Origin of the sequence: Sphingomonas sp. Root720 (assembly GCF_001428605.1) — a bacterium.
Lineage (GTDB): Bacteria > Pseudomonadota > Alphaproteobacteria > Sphingomonadales > Sphingomonadaceae > Rhizorhabdus.
Genome location: NZ_LMID01000001.1, coordinates 741,171 through 757,397, shown reverse-complemented (window position 1 = coordinate 757,397; position 16,227 = coordinate 741,171). Strand labels below are relative to the sequence as shown.

Here is a 16,227-nt window from a genome sequence, read left to right as displayed (position 1 = left end):
GGGAGCGCGGGCCTAGTCTCCGCGCAGGATGTCCTCCTGCGGGGGTGAAGATGCGCAGACTGTTTTCCATATTGGCCATCGTCGCGGGATCGGCCGCGATGCTCCTCTCGCCCTTCTCGTCGACCGCCACGCCCGTCGCGGCGCGGATGCCGGCGGCGCCTCGCCCGGTCGCGGCGCAGGAGGAGGCCGTCGCCACCGGCGGCTTCACCTTCGCGGGCGCGCAGGAGGTGGGCACCTATCGCCCCGTCGGCCCGGTCCGGGGCGTCGCGATCTCCTGTCGGGGGACGGCGGCTGGAATCTCGGCGTGGTCGACATGGCGAAGGCGCTCGCCGGGCAGGGCGTCGCGGTTGCCGGCATCTCGACCCCGACGCTGCTGAAGAGCCTCGACGGCAATGGCGAGGCGTGCGTCGATCCCAACTATGTCCTCCAGGCGCTGGCGCAGGACTATGAGCATCGCCTCGGCCTGCCGCGCTACGTCAAGCCGATCCTGGCCGGCTACTCCTCGGGCGCGACGATCGCCTATGCAGCGTTGGCACAGGCCCCGGCGGGGACGTGGCGGGCGGCGGTGTCGCTCGGCTTCGGTCCCGACATCGGCGGGACGAAACCCTGGTGCGCGATCCCCGGCGTGACGGTGTCGCACATCGCCAAGCCCGAGGCCGGCTGGCTGTTTTCGGCCGCGCCGCGCCTGCCGGCGCCGTGGCTGGTGCTGCAGGGCGCCGTCGACCAGGTCGTCAGCCCCGACGTCACCCGCGCCTTCGCCCGGCAGGTGCCGCAGGCGCGGCTGATCGAACTGCCCAAGGTCGGGCATGGTTTTTCGGTCCAGGCCAACTGGATGCCGCAGTTCAGGGCCGCCTTCGACCAGTTGCTGGAACCGCAAGCGAGCGCCGCCGCGCGCCCGGCCATGCTCGCCAATGTCGCAGACCTGCCGCTGACGATCGTCGCCGACCCGGCCGCGCGCCATAGCGACCTGATGGCGGTGATGTATTCGGGCGACGGCGGCTGGGCCGGAATCGACCGCGACCTTGCGGCGAAGCTCGCGGCGGCGGGCGTGCCCGTCGTCGGCGTCGACAGCCTCAGCTATTTCTGGAACGCCAGGACGCCGGCGCAGGCCGGACAGGATGCGGGGCGGATCGTCGAGCATTTCTCGCGCGCGTGGCACCGGCCGAAGGTTATCTTCGTCGGCTATTCCTTCGGCGCCGACGACCTCCCGTATATCGTCGCCGCGCTGCCGCCCACGCTTCGGCCGATGGTGGCGCGGCTCAGCATGCTCGGCCTGAGCGGCACCGCCGACTTCCAGTTCCACCTCGCCTCCTGGCTCGACATCGGCGACACCAACGCCCTGCCGACCCTGCCCGCGATCCAACGGCTGCGCGGCCTGCCGATGCAGTGCATCCGGGGCGCGGAGGAGAAGCACAGCGCCTGTCCGGACATTCCCGGCGGCCTGGTCGAACAGGTCGTGCTGCCCGGCGGCCACCACTTCAACAACGACGGCGAAGCGCTGGCCGCCGCGGTACTGCGGGGCATGTCGTGAGGCGGATCCTGACCGGCGTCGTGCTGGCGCTCGTCCTGGTCGGCGCCGGGCTGACCGCCTGGTGGGGCTGGCTCGGCTATTTCGGAGGCGATGTCTACGTCCCCGTCAAGGCGCGCCGTGCACCGTCTCCCGCGCATGCCGGGCTGGCCGCCGTGATCCTGTCGGGCGACATGGGTTTCAAGATCGGCATGGCTCGGCAGGTCGCCGACCGGCTGGCGGCGGATGGCATTCCGGTGCTCGGGGTCAATTCGCTCGTCTATTTCCGCGAGCGCCGGTCGCCGGCTGAGGTCAGGGCGCTGATCGGGGATGCGGTGCGGCGCGGGCTCGCTTTCGGGCATGCGCGGCGCCTGCTGCTGATCGGCCAGTCCTATGGCGCGGACATGGTCCATGTCGGCCTCGTCGGCCTGCCGCCCGACCTGCGCGCGAGGCTGGCGATGGTCGCGCTGGTCGTGCCGACCGACACGGTGATGTACCAGGCATCCCCTGCCGAGATGCTCGACCTCGTGCCGGCCGACGCCGCCGCGATCGATACCGGGCGCCGGCTCGACTGGGTGCCGCTGCTGTGCGTCCAGGGGCGCGACGAGACCGACAGTCTCTGTCCGATGCTCGATCAATCCAATATGCGCAGGATCGCCATGCCCGGCGGCCATCCGCTCCGCCGCGATGCCGACGGCCTCTACCGCCATCTGCTCGGGAGCATCGACGCGTTGCCGGCCCGGTGACAGGGCGCGCAGGTGGTTGCGGGTCCAACGGGCCCGGCGGCGGACATGAAAAAGGCCACCGAAGTGGCCGGCGAAGCGGGAGATGATGGGGAAGGCCCGGGAAGCGACGCCCCCGGGCCATCGTCGCCTCAGCCTTTCCGGTGTGCGCCTTTTCCAGCGGCGATCTTGTGAGCCCGGTGCGTGGCGTGACCCGTCGCGTGGCGGGCCGGAGCAGCCGGTCGGTCCATGCATTTGTCGGTGATCGTCTTCGAGCACAGCGGAACGTCGCCGGTCGGCGTGGCGGCGTTGGCGGCGCCCATCACCAGCGCGGTGCCCAGCCCGGCGATCGCGCTGGTCAGCGCCAGGAAACGGAAGACGGTTCTCAACATGGTCGCATCCTTCATTGTCTGGGAAGCACGGCGTCGTCGCCTTGCCCCGATGCGCCGAATTTGGACCGGCCAGCCGCGGAACGCACGTTAAGACACCGACAGGTGTCCATCGAGGAAATCCGAATAACATATTGGGAAAATGAACTTTTATCGACATGGTTGACGGACGGCGGAGATCCGGTGGGTTACAAATCGGTCATCATCGCGCCGGAAGCCCCGATCCCCCTGCGTGGGTCGAGCCGGCCACCCTTCCGATGCGCGGCATCGAGATGCTCGCAATCGGCCGCGCATCTGGTAGGATGATGGATATTCGCGCTGCTGGCGATCATGTTTCCGGTCCCGGATCAGGGAGAAGCCATGTCGGGAAGGGCCGGGAACCGACCGGGGAGTTGAGTGTGGCCGGCCAGACAATCGAGGAGCGCAAGGTCTGGACGCCGAGCGAGCTTCCGCTCGACCGGTGGAACCGCTTCGCCAGCACCGAGATCGACGCCGTCCACCAGCATATGGTGCATGCCTTCTGCCCCCACGACCTGTCGACCGAGGGCGGCGTGCCGCCGATCGCCTTCCGCCACAACCAGGCGACCCTGCGGTCGAGCACCTTCAATGCCACCGACTACGGCCTGCCCTATGGACGGGTGGCGGTCGCGATCCCGCCGTCCGAGCATTGCTTCCTCGTCCAGTTCGTGCTCAGCGGCCAGGCGCAGTTCGGCCATCAGGGGCATACCTTCGCGCTGCGGCCCGGCCAGATGTCGGTGCTGAGCCCGCACGAGCCGATCCGGCAGATCACCGACGCCGGGTGTCGGCACTTCACGATCAAGCTCGACCGCGCCTACCTCGAAGGCCTGCTCAACGAGGATTTCGGCCGGCGCACCAGGCCGCTGATCTTCTCGCCCGGCCCGATCACCATCGACGGGCTCGCCGCGTCCTTCGCGCAGTTCGTGCGCGCCGTCGTGGAGGACATGGACAACGACAATTCGGGCTTCGTCCATCCGCGTGCGATCGGCACGACCGAGGAGATGCTGGGTCGGCTGCTTCTCACCTCGGTGCCGCACAATTATTCGCACGATTACGCGATGGAGCCGCAGAATGTCGCGACGCCCTATTATGTGCGCCGCGCCGAGGAACTGATCCGCACCCGCTATCAGGAGCAGCTGACCCTGTCCGACCTGATCGCCGCTTCCGGGGTCAGCGGCCGGTCGCTCCATTTCGGTTTCCGGCGGTTCCGCGACGATAGCCCGATGGGCTATCTCAAGCGCTACCGGCTCGAGCGCGCACGCACGATGCTGAAGGAGTTGCAGGGGAGCGGCATGACCGTGACCGAGGTCGCCCTGGCCAACGGCTTCCTCCATCCCAGCAAATTCTCGCAGGACTATGCCCGCCGGTTCGGGGAACTGCCGTCCTTTACGCTGAAGAAGAGCTTCAGCGCCTGACCCGGCCCCTGGGCCGACCGTCGCCGCGCCGAATGCTGCCAGCACGGTAGGATGATTGCCAGTCCGGTATAGCCGCCCCCGCCGGGATCACCCAGTAATGCGTCACGACGATGGCGCGACCATATGCGCCACGCCGCAGGTAGGAAAAGCACGACGCGCCATGCGCCGCTAAACCTCGGGGGCTTTATGACCAGATCCTTTGTTTCGACCTCCTCCACCATCGCCCTGGCCTTCGCCGCCATGCTGGCAAGCGTTCCGGCCGCCGCGCAGGGCACCGCCGGCGCGCCCGCCGCCGCCGAAGCCGACGAGGGCGGCCTCGCCGAGATCGTCGTCACCGCGCAGAAGCGCGAGCAGAACCTCCAGAAGGTCGGCATCTCGGTCACGGCGGTGTCGGGCGACGAGATCCTCGAGCGCGGCGTCTCGAACAGCATCGACCTGATCACCCGCACGCCGAGCGTCGACAATTATTCACCCTACGGCCCGGGTTCGAGCGCGAACATCGTCATCCGCGGCATCGGCCTCAACGACTTCGGCGAGGGCCATGAGGCGCCGGTCACGGTCTATGTCGACGAATTCTACGTCGTGAACGTGCCGGCGGTCGACTTCGCGCTGTTCGACCTCGACCGCGCCGAAATCCTGCGCGGCCCGCAGGGCACGCTGTTCGGCCGCAACTCGACCGGCGGCCTCGTCCACTATGTCACGCGGAAGCCCTCGCAGGAGGCCGGCGGCTTCTTCAAGGCCAGCTATGCGCGCTTCAACGAGCTGAAGCTCGAAGGCGGCCTCACCGCGCCGCTCACCGACACGCTGTCGGCGCGCGTGTCCTTCCTGTCGCACCACAGCGACGGCTATATCAAGAACCTCAACCCGCAATTCTCGGACGACAAGGGCGGCCAGGCCGGCACCGACGCGGTGCGCGTCCAGCTCCGCTACGACGACGGCGACTGGGACGTGCTGCTCAAGGGCGAATATGGCCGGACCGACAAGGTCCACACCTATTATGAGCAGACCCCGAGCCTGCGCGATCCGGTGACGGGGCTGGGCTCGGCCGATCCGACCGGTGTCGACGATGCCGGCTACAACGAGGCCAATTTCGGCGCGGGCAAGCGCAACGTCGCCTATACCAGCAGCCCGCAGCGGCTGAAGTCGGAAGCCTATACGGGCCTGTTGCGTGCCGAGCGCGACTTCGGCGACATCAGCTTCACCTCGCTGACCGGCTATATGCACTTCACCCGCGACCTCAGCGAGGATTGCGACGCCAGCCCGAACACGATCTGCGCGGCGACCTTCCCCTACAGGAGCGACACCGCCACGCAGGAGTTCCGGGCGTTCGGCAAGGGCAACGGCTTCAACTGGACCGCGGGCGTCTACGGCCTCTACGCGAAGGCCCGCAACAATCCGGACGCGACCTTCAACGTTCCCGTGTCCGGGGACACCGCCGTCGATCCGGCGACCGGCCTCTACAATGGCGCCTTCTTCCCGATCAACCTGGCGGCCAACTGGAAGATGCGGACGACGTCCATCGCCGCGTTCGCCCAGGGCGAGGTCGAAGTGGCCGATCGCCTGACCTTCATCCTCGGTGGCCGCATCACCCGCGACAACAAGAGGTTCAACGAACGCGACAACGCTTCGCTGCGCAGCTGTCCCGGCTTCCCGATCCCGACCAACTGCTTCCTGCAGCCTGCCGGCCCGGGCATCGCCAACCCCTATGTCGATACCTACAAGAAGACGCTGATCTCGGGTAAGGCCGAACTCGACTTCCAGGTCAGCTCGGACCTGCTGCTGTTCGCCAGCGTGTCGCGGGGCACCAAGGCCGGCGGTTTCAACAACGGCTTCTATCCGGGCGGCGTCGCAACCTCGCAGATCCCCTATCGCGACGAGAACGTCATCGCCTACGAGATCGGCGAGAAGGCGACGCTGTTCGACCGCAAGCTGCGTTTCAACACCTCGCTGTTCTATTATGACTATAACCGCTTCCAGACCTTCAACTGGGAAGGAATCGGCGGCCTCCTGACCAACCAGGGCGCCAGCAGCTACGGCGCCGAGGTCGAGATCCAGGCCGCTCCGATCGACAATCTCGAACTGCGCTTCGGCGGCTCCTGGCTCGAGACGAAGATCAAGGACGTCCGCAACGGCGTGCCCGGCGGCACCACCTATGTCGCCGACCGCGAGATGGCGAACGCGCCGAAATGGACCGCTAACGGCGCGGTGGTCTACACGATCCCGCTCGAAAACGACCGCTCGGTCGTCCTGAACTGGGACTGGAACTATCGTTCGAGCCGCTATGCCAATAATTTCAACGATCCGTCGGTGAAGCTGCCCGGTTATTTCAAGCATAATGCTGACATCTCTTTCAACGTGAACGACTATTGGCAGCTCCAGGCCTTCGTCCGGAACATCGGCAACAAGCTGGCGGTCACCAAGGCGTTCCAGTTCAACGACCTCGGCTATGTCCAGTATATCTACTCCGAGCCGCGGGTGTTCGGCGCCAGCGTGCTCTACAAGTTCTGATCCACCCCCTGCGGAACGCTTCGGCGTTCCGCCCTCCTCAAGGGCGCAGCATGTTGAAGAGCGGGCATAGCCGGACGACCGAAGGCGGGGCGGGGGACGGGCTCGCCGCGCTCGTCACGCTCGGCACGGCGGGCGTCATGACCTTCCTGGCGATGCCGGTGATCGCCGTCGCGCTCGTCAACGTGCTGGGCGCCAGCGAACGCGACGTCGGCCTGTTCTCGACGATCCAGCTGATCACCCTGTCCTGCGGCTGCCTGCTCAGCACCTTCCTGCCGCGCGGCCGGTTCCGCCGTTTCGGCATCTCCGCGCTGGCGGTGATGATCGTCTGCGACCTGCTCTGCCTTGCCCAGCCGGGCTGGACGGCCTTCCTGGTCCTGCGCGGCATCGGCGGCGCGGCCGGCGGCGTCGCGGTGTCGCAGGCGACCGCGGCGATGGCGCGGACCCGCAACGCCGAACGCAGCTTCGGCCTGTTCCTCGCGCTCCAGACCATCCTGTCGATCGTCTGCGTCTATGCGATGCCGCCGATCATCGGCGCCTTCGGCTTCGCGGCGGCCTATGCGGTGCTGCTGGCCTTCGACATCCTGGCGCTCGCGCTCGTCGCCATCCGCCTCAGGCCGGTCGGTTCGGCGGAGGAGCATCATGGCATGCCCGGCAACGACATGGCCGGCTGGCTGCGCAGCGGCGGCGTGCTGCTCTCGATTCTCTGCTTCTTCACCGGGGTCGGCGCGCTGTGGACCTTCCTGGCGATCCTGGGGCAGGGGGTCGGCCTCGATTCCGCGCAGGTCGCGCTGGTGCTCAGCATCTCCAAGCTGGTCGCCTTCGCTGCGTCCTTCCTGCCCGGCATCGTCGGCAGCCGCTTCGGCCGCATCCCGCCGATCGTCGCGGCGGCGGCGGTCCTGGTCGCGGCGGTGCAGGTCTATGCCGTCGCCGGCAGCTTCGCCGCCTTCGTCCTGGCGACGGCGATGTTCAGCTTCGGCTGGTACGTCATCTATCCCTTCCAGCTCGGCGCGCTGGGGCAGGTCGACCGCGACGGCCGGCCGATGCTCGCCGCCGCGGCGCTGACCGGCGCGGGGTTGGGCCTCGGCCCGGCACTGACCGTGCTCGGCCCCGGCGGCCCGGCCGGCATCTACCTGATCGCGACGCTCGCCTTCCTGTGCGCCGGCGTCGCCGCGATCGTCGCGCTGATGCGCGTATCGCCCCCGCTTCCCGCAATCGCACAAGGTTCGTGATGACCCTCGCCAACGACTATAGCCTGCTGTCCGACGCCGCCCGGTCCTTTACGAGCGGCACCAAGCAGCTGTTCATCGACGGCGAATGGCGCGCACCGCGCAGCGGCCGCACCGCGCCCGTCATCGATCCGAGCCATGGCGGGGAGATCGCACGGGTCGCCGAAGCCGATGCCGCCGATGTCGACGATGCCGTCCGCGCCGCCCGCCGCGCCTTCGAGAGCGGCCCCTGGCCGACGATGCGCCCGCACGAGCGCGAGGCGCTGATGCTCAGGCTGGCCGAACTGATCGCCGCCGAGGCCGCCACCATCGCCCAGATCGAGACGGTCAACAGCGGCAAGCTGATCCAGAACACGCGGCTCTTCGACGCGGACTTCTCGGTCCACGCGCTGCGCTACATGGCCGGCTGGGCGACCAAGATCCACGGCAAGACGATGGAGCTGTCGGTCCCCTATCTGCCGGGCGCGCGCTTCTCGGGCTTCACGAAGCTGCAGCCGCTCGGCGTCGTCGCGGGGATCACCCCGTGGAACGTGCCGCTGTGCGAGGCGGTGTGGAAGCTGGCACCGGTCCTCGCTACCGGCTGCACGATCGTCCTCAAGCCGGCCGAGCAGACCCCGCTGACCACGCTGCGCCTCGCCGAACTCTGCGCGGAGGCGGGCATCCCGGCGGGCGTCGTCAACGTCGTCACCGGCAGCGGCGCGGTCGCGGGCGCCGCGCTGGTCGAGCATCCCGGCGTGGACAAGATCAACTTCACCGGATCGACCGGGGTGGGCCGCATCATCGCCGCCTCGGCCGGGCCGCGCCTCAAGAAATATAATCTCGAACTGGGCGGCAAGTCGCCGGTCGTGATCGCGGCCGATGCCGATCTCGATGCGGCCATTCCCGGCGCGGCCTGGGCGATCCTCGGCAATCATGGCCAGAATTGCTGTGCGGGGTCGCGCCTCTACGTCCACGCCAGCATCTTCGACAAGGTCGTCGAGGGCGTCGCCGCGATCGCCGCCGGGCTGAAGATCGGCCCGGGGCTCGATCCGTCGACCGGTCTCGGCCCGATGGTCAACCATGCCCACCGCGACCGGGTGCTCGGCTATGTCGAGCGCGGCGTCGCGGACGGGGGCTCGCTGTTCTTCGGCGGCGAGGCGGTCGACGATCCGGGCGCCTATCTGCGGCCCGCGATCATCGTCGGCGCGAAGCCCGGCGACGCGGTGGTGCAGGAGGAGATCTTCGGCCCGGTCCTCGTCGCCACGCCATTCGACGACTTGGACGGGGCGATGGCGCAGGTGAACGGCACCAGCTTCGGGCTGGGCGCGAGCATCTGGTCGCGCGATTTCGACCTGATCAACGATTTCGTCGATCGGGTGCAGGCCGGCACGGTCTGGATCAACAACCACAATACGCTCGACCTGGCGCTGCCCTTCGGCGGCTGGAAGCAGTCGGGCGTCGGCTATGAACTCGGCGAGGAGGGGCTGATGTCGCACCTCGCGGTCAAGGCCGGCGTGATCAGGCGCTGAGGAAGCTATGACGATCCTGAACCATCCTGCGATCATGGCGGTGGCGAAGCTCGACCGGCGCGCCTTCCTGGCGGGGACGGCGACGCTTGCCGGCCTGTCGGCGGCGGCCCTGCTGCCGATGGCGGCGGCGCGCGCCGCGATCGACGATCGTGAGATCAAGCGCCTTCAGGCGGGCGTGAAGGGCAAGGTCGTCGCGCGCGACGCCGAGCTGTACGAGCCGTGGCGTCAGAGCATGATCTGGCAGACCCAGAAATTCCCACGCCATCCCGAGATCATCGTCCAGGCCGAAAGCGTCGAGGACGTCGTCGCCGCGGTCAATCATGCGCGCGAGAACAAGCGGCGCATCACCACCCGCGCCGGCGGCCACAGCTTCTGCGGATGCTTCCTGCGCGACGACGGCATGCTCGTCGACGTGTCCCGCCTGTCGACGATCGAGATCGACGCCGCGAAGCGCGAGGCGATCGTCGGCCCGGGCGTGATCGGCCGCCGCCTCCAGGAGGAACTGGGCCGGCATGGCCTCGGCTTCCCGACCGCGCATTGCGGCATGGTGCCGGTCAGCGGCTTCCTGCTCGGCGGCGGGCTCGGCTGGAACGGCAATGCCTGGGGCGGGATGAGCACCTACAACATCCTCGAGGTCGAGATCGTCACCGCCGACGGGCAGGTGCGGACCGCCAGCGAGACCGAGAATGCCGACCTGTTCTGGGCGGTGCGCGGCGGCGGTCCTGGCCTGTTCGGCGTGGTCACCCGCTTCCGGCTGCGCGTCCACCCGGCGCCCAGGGCGATGCGCTCGCACACCTATATCTTCCCGTTCACCGCCACCGCCGACGTCGCCGCCGCGATGGAGGAGATCGGGCCGAAGCTGCCGCTCGACGTCGAGCTGATCGGCGTCATCACCGCCGCGCCGCCGGGCATGGAGAAAGCCTGCGCCGCCGCCGGTTGCGACCAGGTGTTCCTGCTGCAGAGCGTTGCCTTCGTCGACACCGAGGCCTCGGCGCTGGCCGGCATGGCGCCGTTGAAGGATCACCCGATCACCGCCAAGGCGATCGCGAAGATCGAGAACGCGCCGGAGACCTTCGAGAATCTCTATTATGGCAATGAGGTGCCGTTCCCGCAGCGCCGCTACTGCGTCGACAATATCTACGCCGACAGCCTGGAAAAGCCGATCCAGGTATTCATCAAGCATATGCCCAGATCGCCCTCGCGGGTCACCGCGCCGGTCCTGCTCTACAAGGGCCGGCCCGAGCTGCCCGACGGCGCCTGCGCGACCAAGGGCAATTTCTACGTCTCCTGCTATGCGCAGTGGGACGATCCGGCGGCCGACAAGGCCAACAAGGACTTCCTGATCGCGATGTACGAGGAGCTGCAGCCGCTCGGCACCGGCAGCTACATCAACGAGCTCAACCAAGAAGGCCGGATCCACCGCATCCGCGAATGCTATACCGCCGACGGCTGGCGGAAACTGGGCGAACTGCGCCGGACATATGACCCCGGCCTCGTCTTCCAAACTTTCTATGGGCTCGAGCCCGAACCACCCAAGGCCTGAGAGGAAACATCATGCGAGCTGCCACCGGAGTCGAGATCGTCGGCGCCTTCTTCACCGCCTTTGGCGAGGGCGACGTGCCCCGCGCCATGTCCTATCTGGCGCCGGAGGTCCGCTGGACCCTGCACGCCCATGACATTCCATGGGGCGGCACCTTCACCGGTCCCGCGGGCGTCGGCGATTTCTTCGCGAAGTTCGGCACCCATGCCGAGCCGATCGAGATGACGCCCAAGTCGATGGCCGAGGCGGAGGGCCTCGTCTATGTCCGCGGCATCGAGCGCAGCAAGGTCAAGGCGACCGGCAAGGAATATGCGGTCGAATGGGTGCATGTGATCGCCACCGACGACGGCAAGATCACCACCTTCGACGAATATCTCGACAGCGCCGCCATCGCGGCCGCGATGCGCTGACGGCGATGCGGGCGCCCGTCCTCCTCATCGGCGCGGCGGCCGTCGCTGTTGCGGCGGCGGGCTGCTCGACCGCCCATCCCGCGCCGGAGATCCCGCCGCAGGTCGCCCGCGGCCAGGCCTATTACGTGACCTGCCAGGGCTGCCACGGCAACGCCGGCGAGGGATTTTCCGGTATGAAGGCGCCGCGCCTGGCCGGCCTGGCGGCAAGCTATGTCGCGGAGCAGCTGATGCTCTATCGCAAGGATCTCCGGGGCGGCCCCGCGGACTTCCAGGGCGTGCAGATGAACGGCCGGGCCAAGGCGCTCCCGAACCAGCAGGCGGTGGCGGATGTCGCCGCCTATATCGCGACGCTGCCGGTGCCGCCCGCGCCGACGATAGCCGCGATGAAAAGCGAGGCTGGCGCCGACCTCTACCGGAGCTGTGCCGCCTGCCATGGCGAGCGGGGGGAGGGCAATGCCGCGCTCGGCTCGCCGCCGCTGGCGGGGACCGACGCCGACTATCTCGCGCGGCAGCTGCGCAACTTCAAGAAGGGCATTCGCGGGCGCGAAGGCGACGAAAAGGGACAGCAGATGGCCGCCGCCGCCGCCCTGCTTCCGGACGACGCGGCGATCGACGCGGTCGCCGCTTATGCCAGCGCGCTGAAATAGCCAGGGCCATCGTGCCGGCGGGGTGGCGTCCCCGCCAGGCGGCCGACACAACCGGGGATTTGGAAATGCAGATGGAAGGTGCCGAGTTCGACTACATCGTGGTCGGGGCGGGCTCGGCGGGTAGCGTGATCGCGGCGCGGCTGAGCGAACGCGCGGAGGTCAGCGTGCTGCTGATCGAGGCGGGGGGCCGCGACAACGGCTTCTGGCTCAAGATCCCCGTCGGCTACGGGCGGACCATCGCCGATCCCCGAGTGAACTGGAAATATATGACCGAGCCCAATCCGGCGCTCGGCGGTCGCCGGATCTACTGGCCACGCGGCAAGACGCTCGGTGGGTCGAGCAGCATCAACGGCCTGATCTACATCCGCGGCCAGGCGCAGGACTATGACCAATGGCGCCAGCTCGGCAACGAGGGGTGGAGTTATGACGATGTCCTGCCCTTCTTCCGCCGCGCCGAGGATCAGGAGAATGGCGAGGACGAATATCACGGCTCCGGCGGTCCGCTGGCCGTGACCAACCTGGTCGAGCGCAATCCGCTGTGCGACGCGCTGATCGCCAGCGCGGAAGCCAACGGCATCCCGCACAATCCCGACTTCAACGGCGCCCGGCAGGAAGGCGTCGGCTATTATCAGGCGACGATCCGCAACGGCAGGCGCTGCTCGACCTCGGTGGCCTATCTCAACCCGGTCAAGCGCCGTCCCAACCTGACGATCCTGACCGAGACCCAGGCCGAGCGCATCCTGTTCGACGGCACCCGCGCCAGCGGCCTGCGCGTGCGCAGGGGCGGGGAGAGCTTCGCCGTCGCCTGCCGGCGCGAGCTGATCCTGTCGGGTGGCTCGGTCAATTCGCCGCAGCTGCTGATGCTTTCGGGCGTCGGCGCGGCCGTCGGGCTGAAGGCTCTCGGCATCGAGCCAGTGGCCGATCTTCCCGGCGTCGGCGACAATCTGCAGGACCATTATGGCGGGCAGATCACCTGGCGGTGCAACCAGCCGATCACGATGAACGACATCATGCTCAGCAAGCGCAAGCAGCTCTTCGCCGGGCTGAACTGGCTGCTGTTCCGCGACGGGCCGCTGTCGGTGCCGGCGGGGCAGGCGGGGCTGTTCACCCGCGTCTCGCCGGGCGCCGCCACGCCCGACGTCCAATTCCTGTTCCAGACCTTCAGTGGCGGATATTATGAGGACGGCCTGTTCAAATTCTCGGGCTTCGCCAACTTCATCTGCCCGATCCGGCCGCAGAGCCGCGGCCGGCTGACCCTGGCGAGCGGCGATCCGTTCGAGGCGCCGCGCCTCGCCCCCAATTATTTCGCGCACGAAGCCGACCGGCGGATCGCGGTCGAGGGGCTCAAGCTCGCCCGTCGCATCGCCGCGACCCCGCCGCTCGCCGACTTCATCTCGGCCGAACACCTGCCGGGCGCCGATGTTCGCAGCGACGACGAGATCGAGGCCTATTTCCGCGAGACCGGCGGCTGCGTCTCGCACCAGGTCGGCACGTGCAAGATGGGCTCCGACGGGATGGCGGTGGTCGACAGCCGGCTGCGCGTCCATGGCGTCCAGGGTCTGCGCGTCGCCGACGCCTCGATCATGCCGACGCTGATATCGGGCAACACCAATGCCGCGACGATCATGATCGGCGAGAAGGCGGCGCAGATGATCGCGGAAGACGCTTGAGCCGAGGAATCGCCCTTCCGGTAAGATATTTCTCTTTGATCGGCATTCTGGGCAAATTTTGCCGACGAGCGCTCGGCGCCCGGGCGAAAGCGGCAATTTTTCGGATATGATCGCTGCTATGCTGCCGCCGAGGAGTGTTGCGATGAAATCCCCCGAATCCTGTGCCTCGGCGCCTGTCTCCCATTTCGACATCGTCGCGCGGCCCGATCCGCAGACCTTGGCGAGGCTGATCAACTATTTCGCGCAGCGTGCCCTGATTCCCCGGATGGTCGAGGCGCGCGAGGCCGACGGCATGATGCTCGTGAGGATCGAGCAGGAAGGCCTGTCGGCGCACGAGGCGGGAATCGTCGCCGACAAGATGCGCAACAACTGGCTGGTCGAGCAGGTTGGCCTGCGCTGCGGGAATGTCCACCAGCTTTCGCTGAGCGAATCGGCGGTCGCCCGCGCCGCCTGATTCTCCGGCGCTTTCCGAACGCCCCGCTTCCAGTTCTCGTCGATCGCGCTGCCGCTCCGGCCTCCGGATCGCGACGCCACGCGTTCGCGCGCGCTCCCTCCAATCCAATATTGCATCCACAGTTTTTAGGACGTATACGTCTTGTATTGCCGGTGGAGACGATGATGGTGGCGGGAGAGGTGGAACTCGAGGATCGTGCGGATGCGCAAACCGGCGTCGGCCGCCTGTGCAACTTCGTCGGCGGAGTCTTCGTCGAGGGCGGCAGGCCTTTCGAGATCTTCGATCCGGCTACCGGCCAAGTGCATGCAGTGGCCTATGAGGCCGATGCCGATATCGTCGATCGCGCGGTGGCGGCGGCGCAGGCGGCGGTCGATGGCGAATGGGGGCGGATGCCGCTGGCGCGCCGCCGGGCGATGCTGATGGCGGTGGCCGATCGGATCGAGGCGCGCTTCGACGAGTTTCTCGCGGCCGAGATCGCCGACACCGGCAAGCCGCACGATCTGGCGCATCATCTCGACATCCCGCGCGGTGCCGCCAATTTCCGTGTCTTCGCCGATGCCATCGCCAACCTGCCGTCCGAGGCGTTCGAGATGGACACGCCCGATGGCGGCCGGGCGCTCAACTATGCGGTGCGCAAGCCGATCGGCGTGGTCGGCGTGATCAGCCCCTGGAACCTGCCGCTGCTGCTGATGACCTGGAAGGTCGCCCCCGCCATGGCCTGCGGCAATGCGGTGATCGTCAAGCCGTCGGAGGAGACCCCGTCGACCACGACCCTGCTGGGCGAGGTGATGAACGAGGTCGGCATTCCGGCGGGCGCGTTCAACGTCGTCCATGGCTTCGGACCCGGATCGGCCGGCGAGTTGCTGGTCGCCCATCCCGGCGTCCGTGCGATCACCTTCACGGGCGAGACGCGCACCGGCTCCGCGATCATGGCGGCGGCGGCCCCGCGGGTGAAGGCGCTGTCCTTCGAGCTGGGCGGCAAGAACGCAGCGATCGTCTTCGCCGACGCCGATCTCGACGCGGCGGTCGCGGGGCTGGCGCGGGCCGCCTTCCTCAATACGGGGCAGGTCTGCCTCGCCCCCGAGCGCATCTACGTCCAGCGTCCCGTGCTCGACCGCTTCGTCGCGGGCATGAAGGCGAGGGCCGAGGCGCTGAAGCCGGGCCTGCCCAACGATGCCGGGGTCGATTTCGGCCCGCTGATCTCCGACGAGCATCGCCGCAAGGTGCTCGACTATTATGCGCTGGCGGTGGCCGAGGGTGCGACGGTGGTGACGGGCGGCGGGGTTCCGCCGCTGTCGGGTGCGGCGGCGGGCGGTTATTTCGTCGAGCCGACGATCTGGACCGGGCTCACCCATGGATCGCGCACCTGCCGCGAGGAGATTTTCGGCCCCTGCTGTGCGATCATCCCGTTCGACGGCGAGGAGGAGGCGATCATGCTCGCCAACGACAGCGACTATGGCCTGGCATCGTCGGTCTGGACGACCGACCTGTCGCGTGCGCACCGGGTCGGCCGGGCGATGGCGGTCGGGCTGAGCTGGGTCAATTGCTGGTTCCTGCGCGACCTGCGCACGCCGTTCGGCGGCGCCAGGATGTCGGGCATCGGCCGCGAGGGCGGCGAACATTCGATCGACTTCTATTCCGAGACGTCCAACATCTGCATCAAAGTATAGGCGGAGAGAGATCATGGCGGCTGTCACCGAGGCGGCGGATACCGAGGCGCGGCGCAATCCGCTCCAGGCGCGCTTCTATTCGCACGCGACCCTCGAATGTCTCGACATCGCGAAGACGCGTGCCTTCTTCGACGAATTTCTGGGCTTCGATACCGTCCAGATGGCCGACGTGTCCTTCTGGGCGCGGATGGGCGGCGACCAGGTAATCGTCGTCGTCAAGAGCCCCACCGGGAAGAAGGCCGACATGCCCTTCCTCAACCATAACGGCATCGACGTCGAAACCGACGCCGACGTCGATGCCGCGCATGCGATCGTCAGGCGCGACCAGGCGAAATGGGGCATCCGCAACGTCACCAGGCCGATCGTCCAGCACGGTACCTATTGCTTTTACTTCACCGACATGGACGGCAATGTCTGGGAGATATTGTCCAATCCCAAGGGCGGCTACAGTTGGGGCTTCGAGCGCGGCGACCAGGTCGGCAAGGGGCACATGACGCGCAGCTTCGCGCGGCCCGATACGACGGGCGGGGCAGGGGACTGAAC

Annotated in this window: 15 protein-coding genes; 14 read left to right on the top strand and 1 reads right to left on the bottom strand. The window is 67.8% G+C overall.

Annotated elements, in window-relative coordinates; all coding sequences use genetic code 11:
- The first annotated feature begins 50 nt into the window (after positions 1–50).
- The 3 genes from ASE22_RS27100 to ASE22_RS03445 are packed head-to-tail and all read left to right on the top strand — an operon-like array spanning position 51 to position 2,253.
- On the top strand, positions 51–377 hold the full coding sequence (locus tag ASE22_RS27100; RefSeq protein ID WP_156397365.1) for a hypothetical protein: 327 nt from the start codon (positions 51–53) through the stop codon (positions 375–377).
- Positions 314–1,531, top strand: a complete 1,218-nt coding sequence (locus tag ASE22_RS03450; RefSeq protein WP_156397367.1) for an AcvB/VirJ family lysyl-phosphatidylglycerol hydrolase — start codon at positions 314–316, stop codon at positions 1,529–1,531. Before ASE22_RS27100 ends, ASE22_RS03450 begins: the two co-directional genes overlap by 64 nt.
- Positions 1,528–2,253: an AcvB/VirJ family lysyl-phosphatidylglycerol hydrolase gene (locus ASE22_RS03445; RefSeq protein WP_056354974.1), complete on the top strand. Its 726-nt coding sequence runs from the start codon at positions 1,528–1,530 to the stop codon at positions 2,251–2,253. The genes ASE22_RS03450 and ASE22_RS03445 overlap by 4 nt, the downstream gene beginning before the upstream one ends.
- 128 nt (positions 2,254–2,381) lie before the next feature.
- On the opposite strand, the gene ASE22_RS03440 is transcribed toward ASE22_RS03445, so the two are convergent.
- Positions 2,382–2,621, bottom strand: coding sequence for a hypothetical protein (locus tag ASE22_RS03440; protein WP_056356280.1), 240 nt, complete (start codon positions 2,619–2,621; stop codon positions 2,382–2,384).
- 395 nt (positions 2,622–3,016) lie between these two features.
- Here ASE22_RS03440 and ASE22_RS03435 point away from each other — a divergent pair, with 395 nt between their 5' ends.
- The 11 genes from ASE22_RS03435 (at position 3,017) to ASE22_RS03385 (ending at position 16,225) form a co-directional block, all read left to right on the top strand.
- The gene (locus ASE22_RS03435) at positions 3,017–4,051 is read left to right on the top strand and encodes an AraC family transcriptional regulator (RefSeq protein WP_235536513.1); all 1,035 of its coding nucleotides are present in this window, start codon (positions 3,017–3,019) and stop codon (positions 4,049–4,051) included.
- Positions 4,052–4,237: 186 nt separating this feature from the next.
- Positions 4,238–6,559, top strand: coding sequence for a TonB-dependent receptor (locus ASE22_RS03430; protein WP_056354970.1), 2,322 nt, complete (start codon positions 4,238–4,240; stop codon positions 6,557–6,559).
- A gap of 50 nt (positions 6,560–6,609) precedes the next feature.
- Positions 6,610–7,788, top strand: a complete 1,179-nt coding sequence (locus ASE22_RS03425; protein ID WP_056354965.1) for an MFS transporter — start codon at positions 6,610–6,612, stop codon at positions 7,786–7,788.
- Positions 7,788–9,293, top strand: a complete 1,506-nt coding sequence (locus tag ASE22_RS03420) for an aldehyde dehydrogenase family protein (RefSeq protein WP_056354962.1) — start codon at positions 7,788–7,790, stop codon at positions 9,291–9,293. Before ASE22_RS03425 ends, ASE22_RS03420 begins: the two co-directional genes overlap by 1 nt.
- 7 nt (positions 9,294–9,300) lie before the next feature.
- Positions 9,301–10,836, top strand: coding sequence for an FAD-binding oxidoreductase (locus tag ASE22_RS03415; protein ID WP_056354959.1), 1,536 nt, complete (start codon positions 9,301–9,303; stop codon positions 10,834–10,836).
- 11 nt (positions 10,837–10,847) lie between these two features.
- Positions 10,848–11,243 carry a nuclear transport factor 2 family protein gene (locus ASE22_RS03410; protein ID WP_056354956.1) on the top strand — a complete coding sequence of 132 codons (396 nt, stop codon included), beginning with the start codon at positions 10,848–10,850 and terminating at the stop codon, positions 11,241–11,243.
- A 5-nt stretch (positions 11,244–11,248) separates the two neighbouring features.
- Positions 11,249–11,890 carry a c-type cytochrome gene (locus ASE22_RS03405; protein ID WP_056354952.1) on the top strand — a complete coding sequence of 214 codons (642 nt, stop codon included), beginning with the start codon at positions 11,249–11,251 and terminating at the stop codon, positions 11,888–11,890.
- Positions 11,891–11,955: 65 nt separating this feature from the next.
- Positions 11,956–13,560, top strand: coding sequence for a GMC family oxidoreductase (locus ASE22_RS03400; RefSeq protein WP_056354949.1), 1,605 nt, complete (start codon positions 11,956–11,958; stop codon positions 13,558–13,560).
- A gap of 142 nt (positions 13,561–13,702) precedes the next feature.
- A complete protein-coding gene (locus tag ASE22_RS03395; RefSeq protein ID WP_056354946.1) occupies positions 13,703–14,014 on the top strand; it encodes a hypothetical protein in 312 nt (103 codons plus the stop codon).
- Between the two features lie 164 nt (positions 14,015–14,178).
- Positions 14,179–15,684 (top strand): 2-hydroxymuconic semialdehyde dehydrogenase, encoded by a 1,506-nt coding sequence (locus ASE22_RS03390; RefSeq protein ID WP_056356276.1) that lies wholly within the window; start codon positions 14,179–14,181, stop codon positions 15,682–15,684.
- A 13-nt stretch (positions 15,685–15,697) separates the two neighbouring features.
- Positions 15,698–16,225, top strand: coding sequence for a VOC family protein (locus ASE22_RS03385; RefSeq protein ID WP_056354943.1), 528 nt, complete (start codon positions 15,698–15,700; stop codon positions 16,223–16,225).
- Positions 16,226–16,227: the final 2 nt, after the last annotated feature.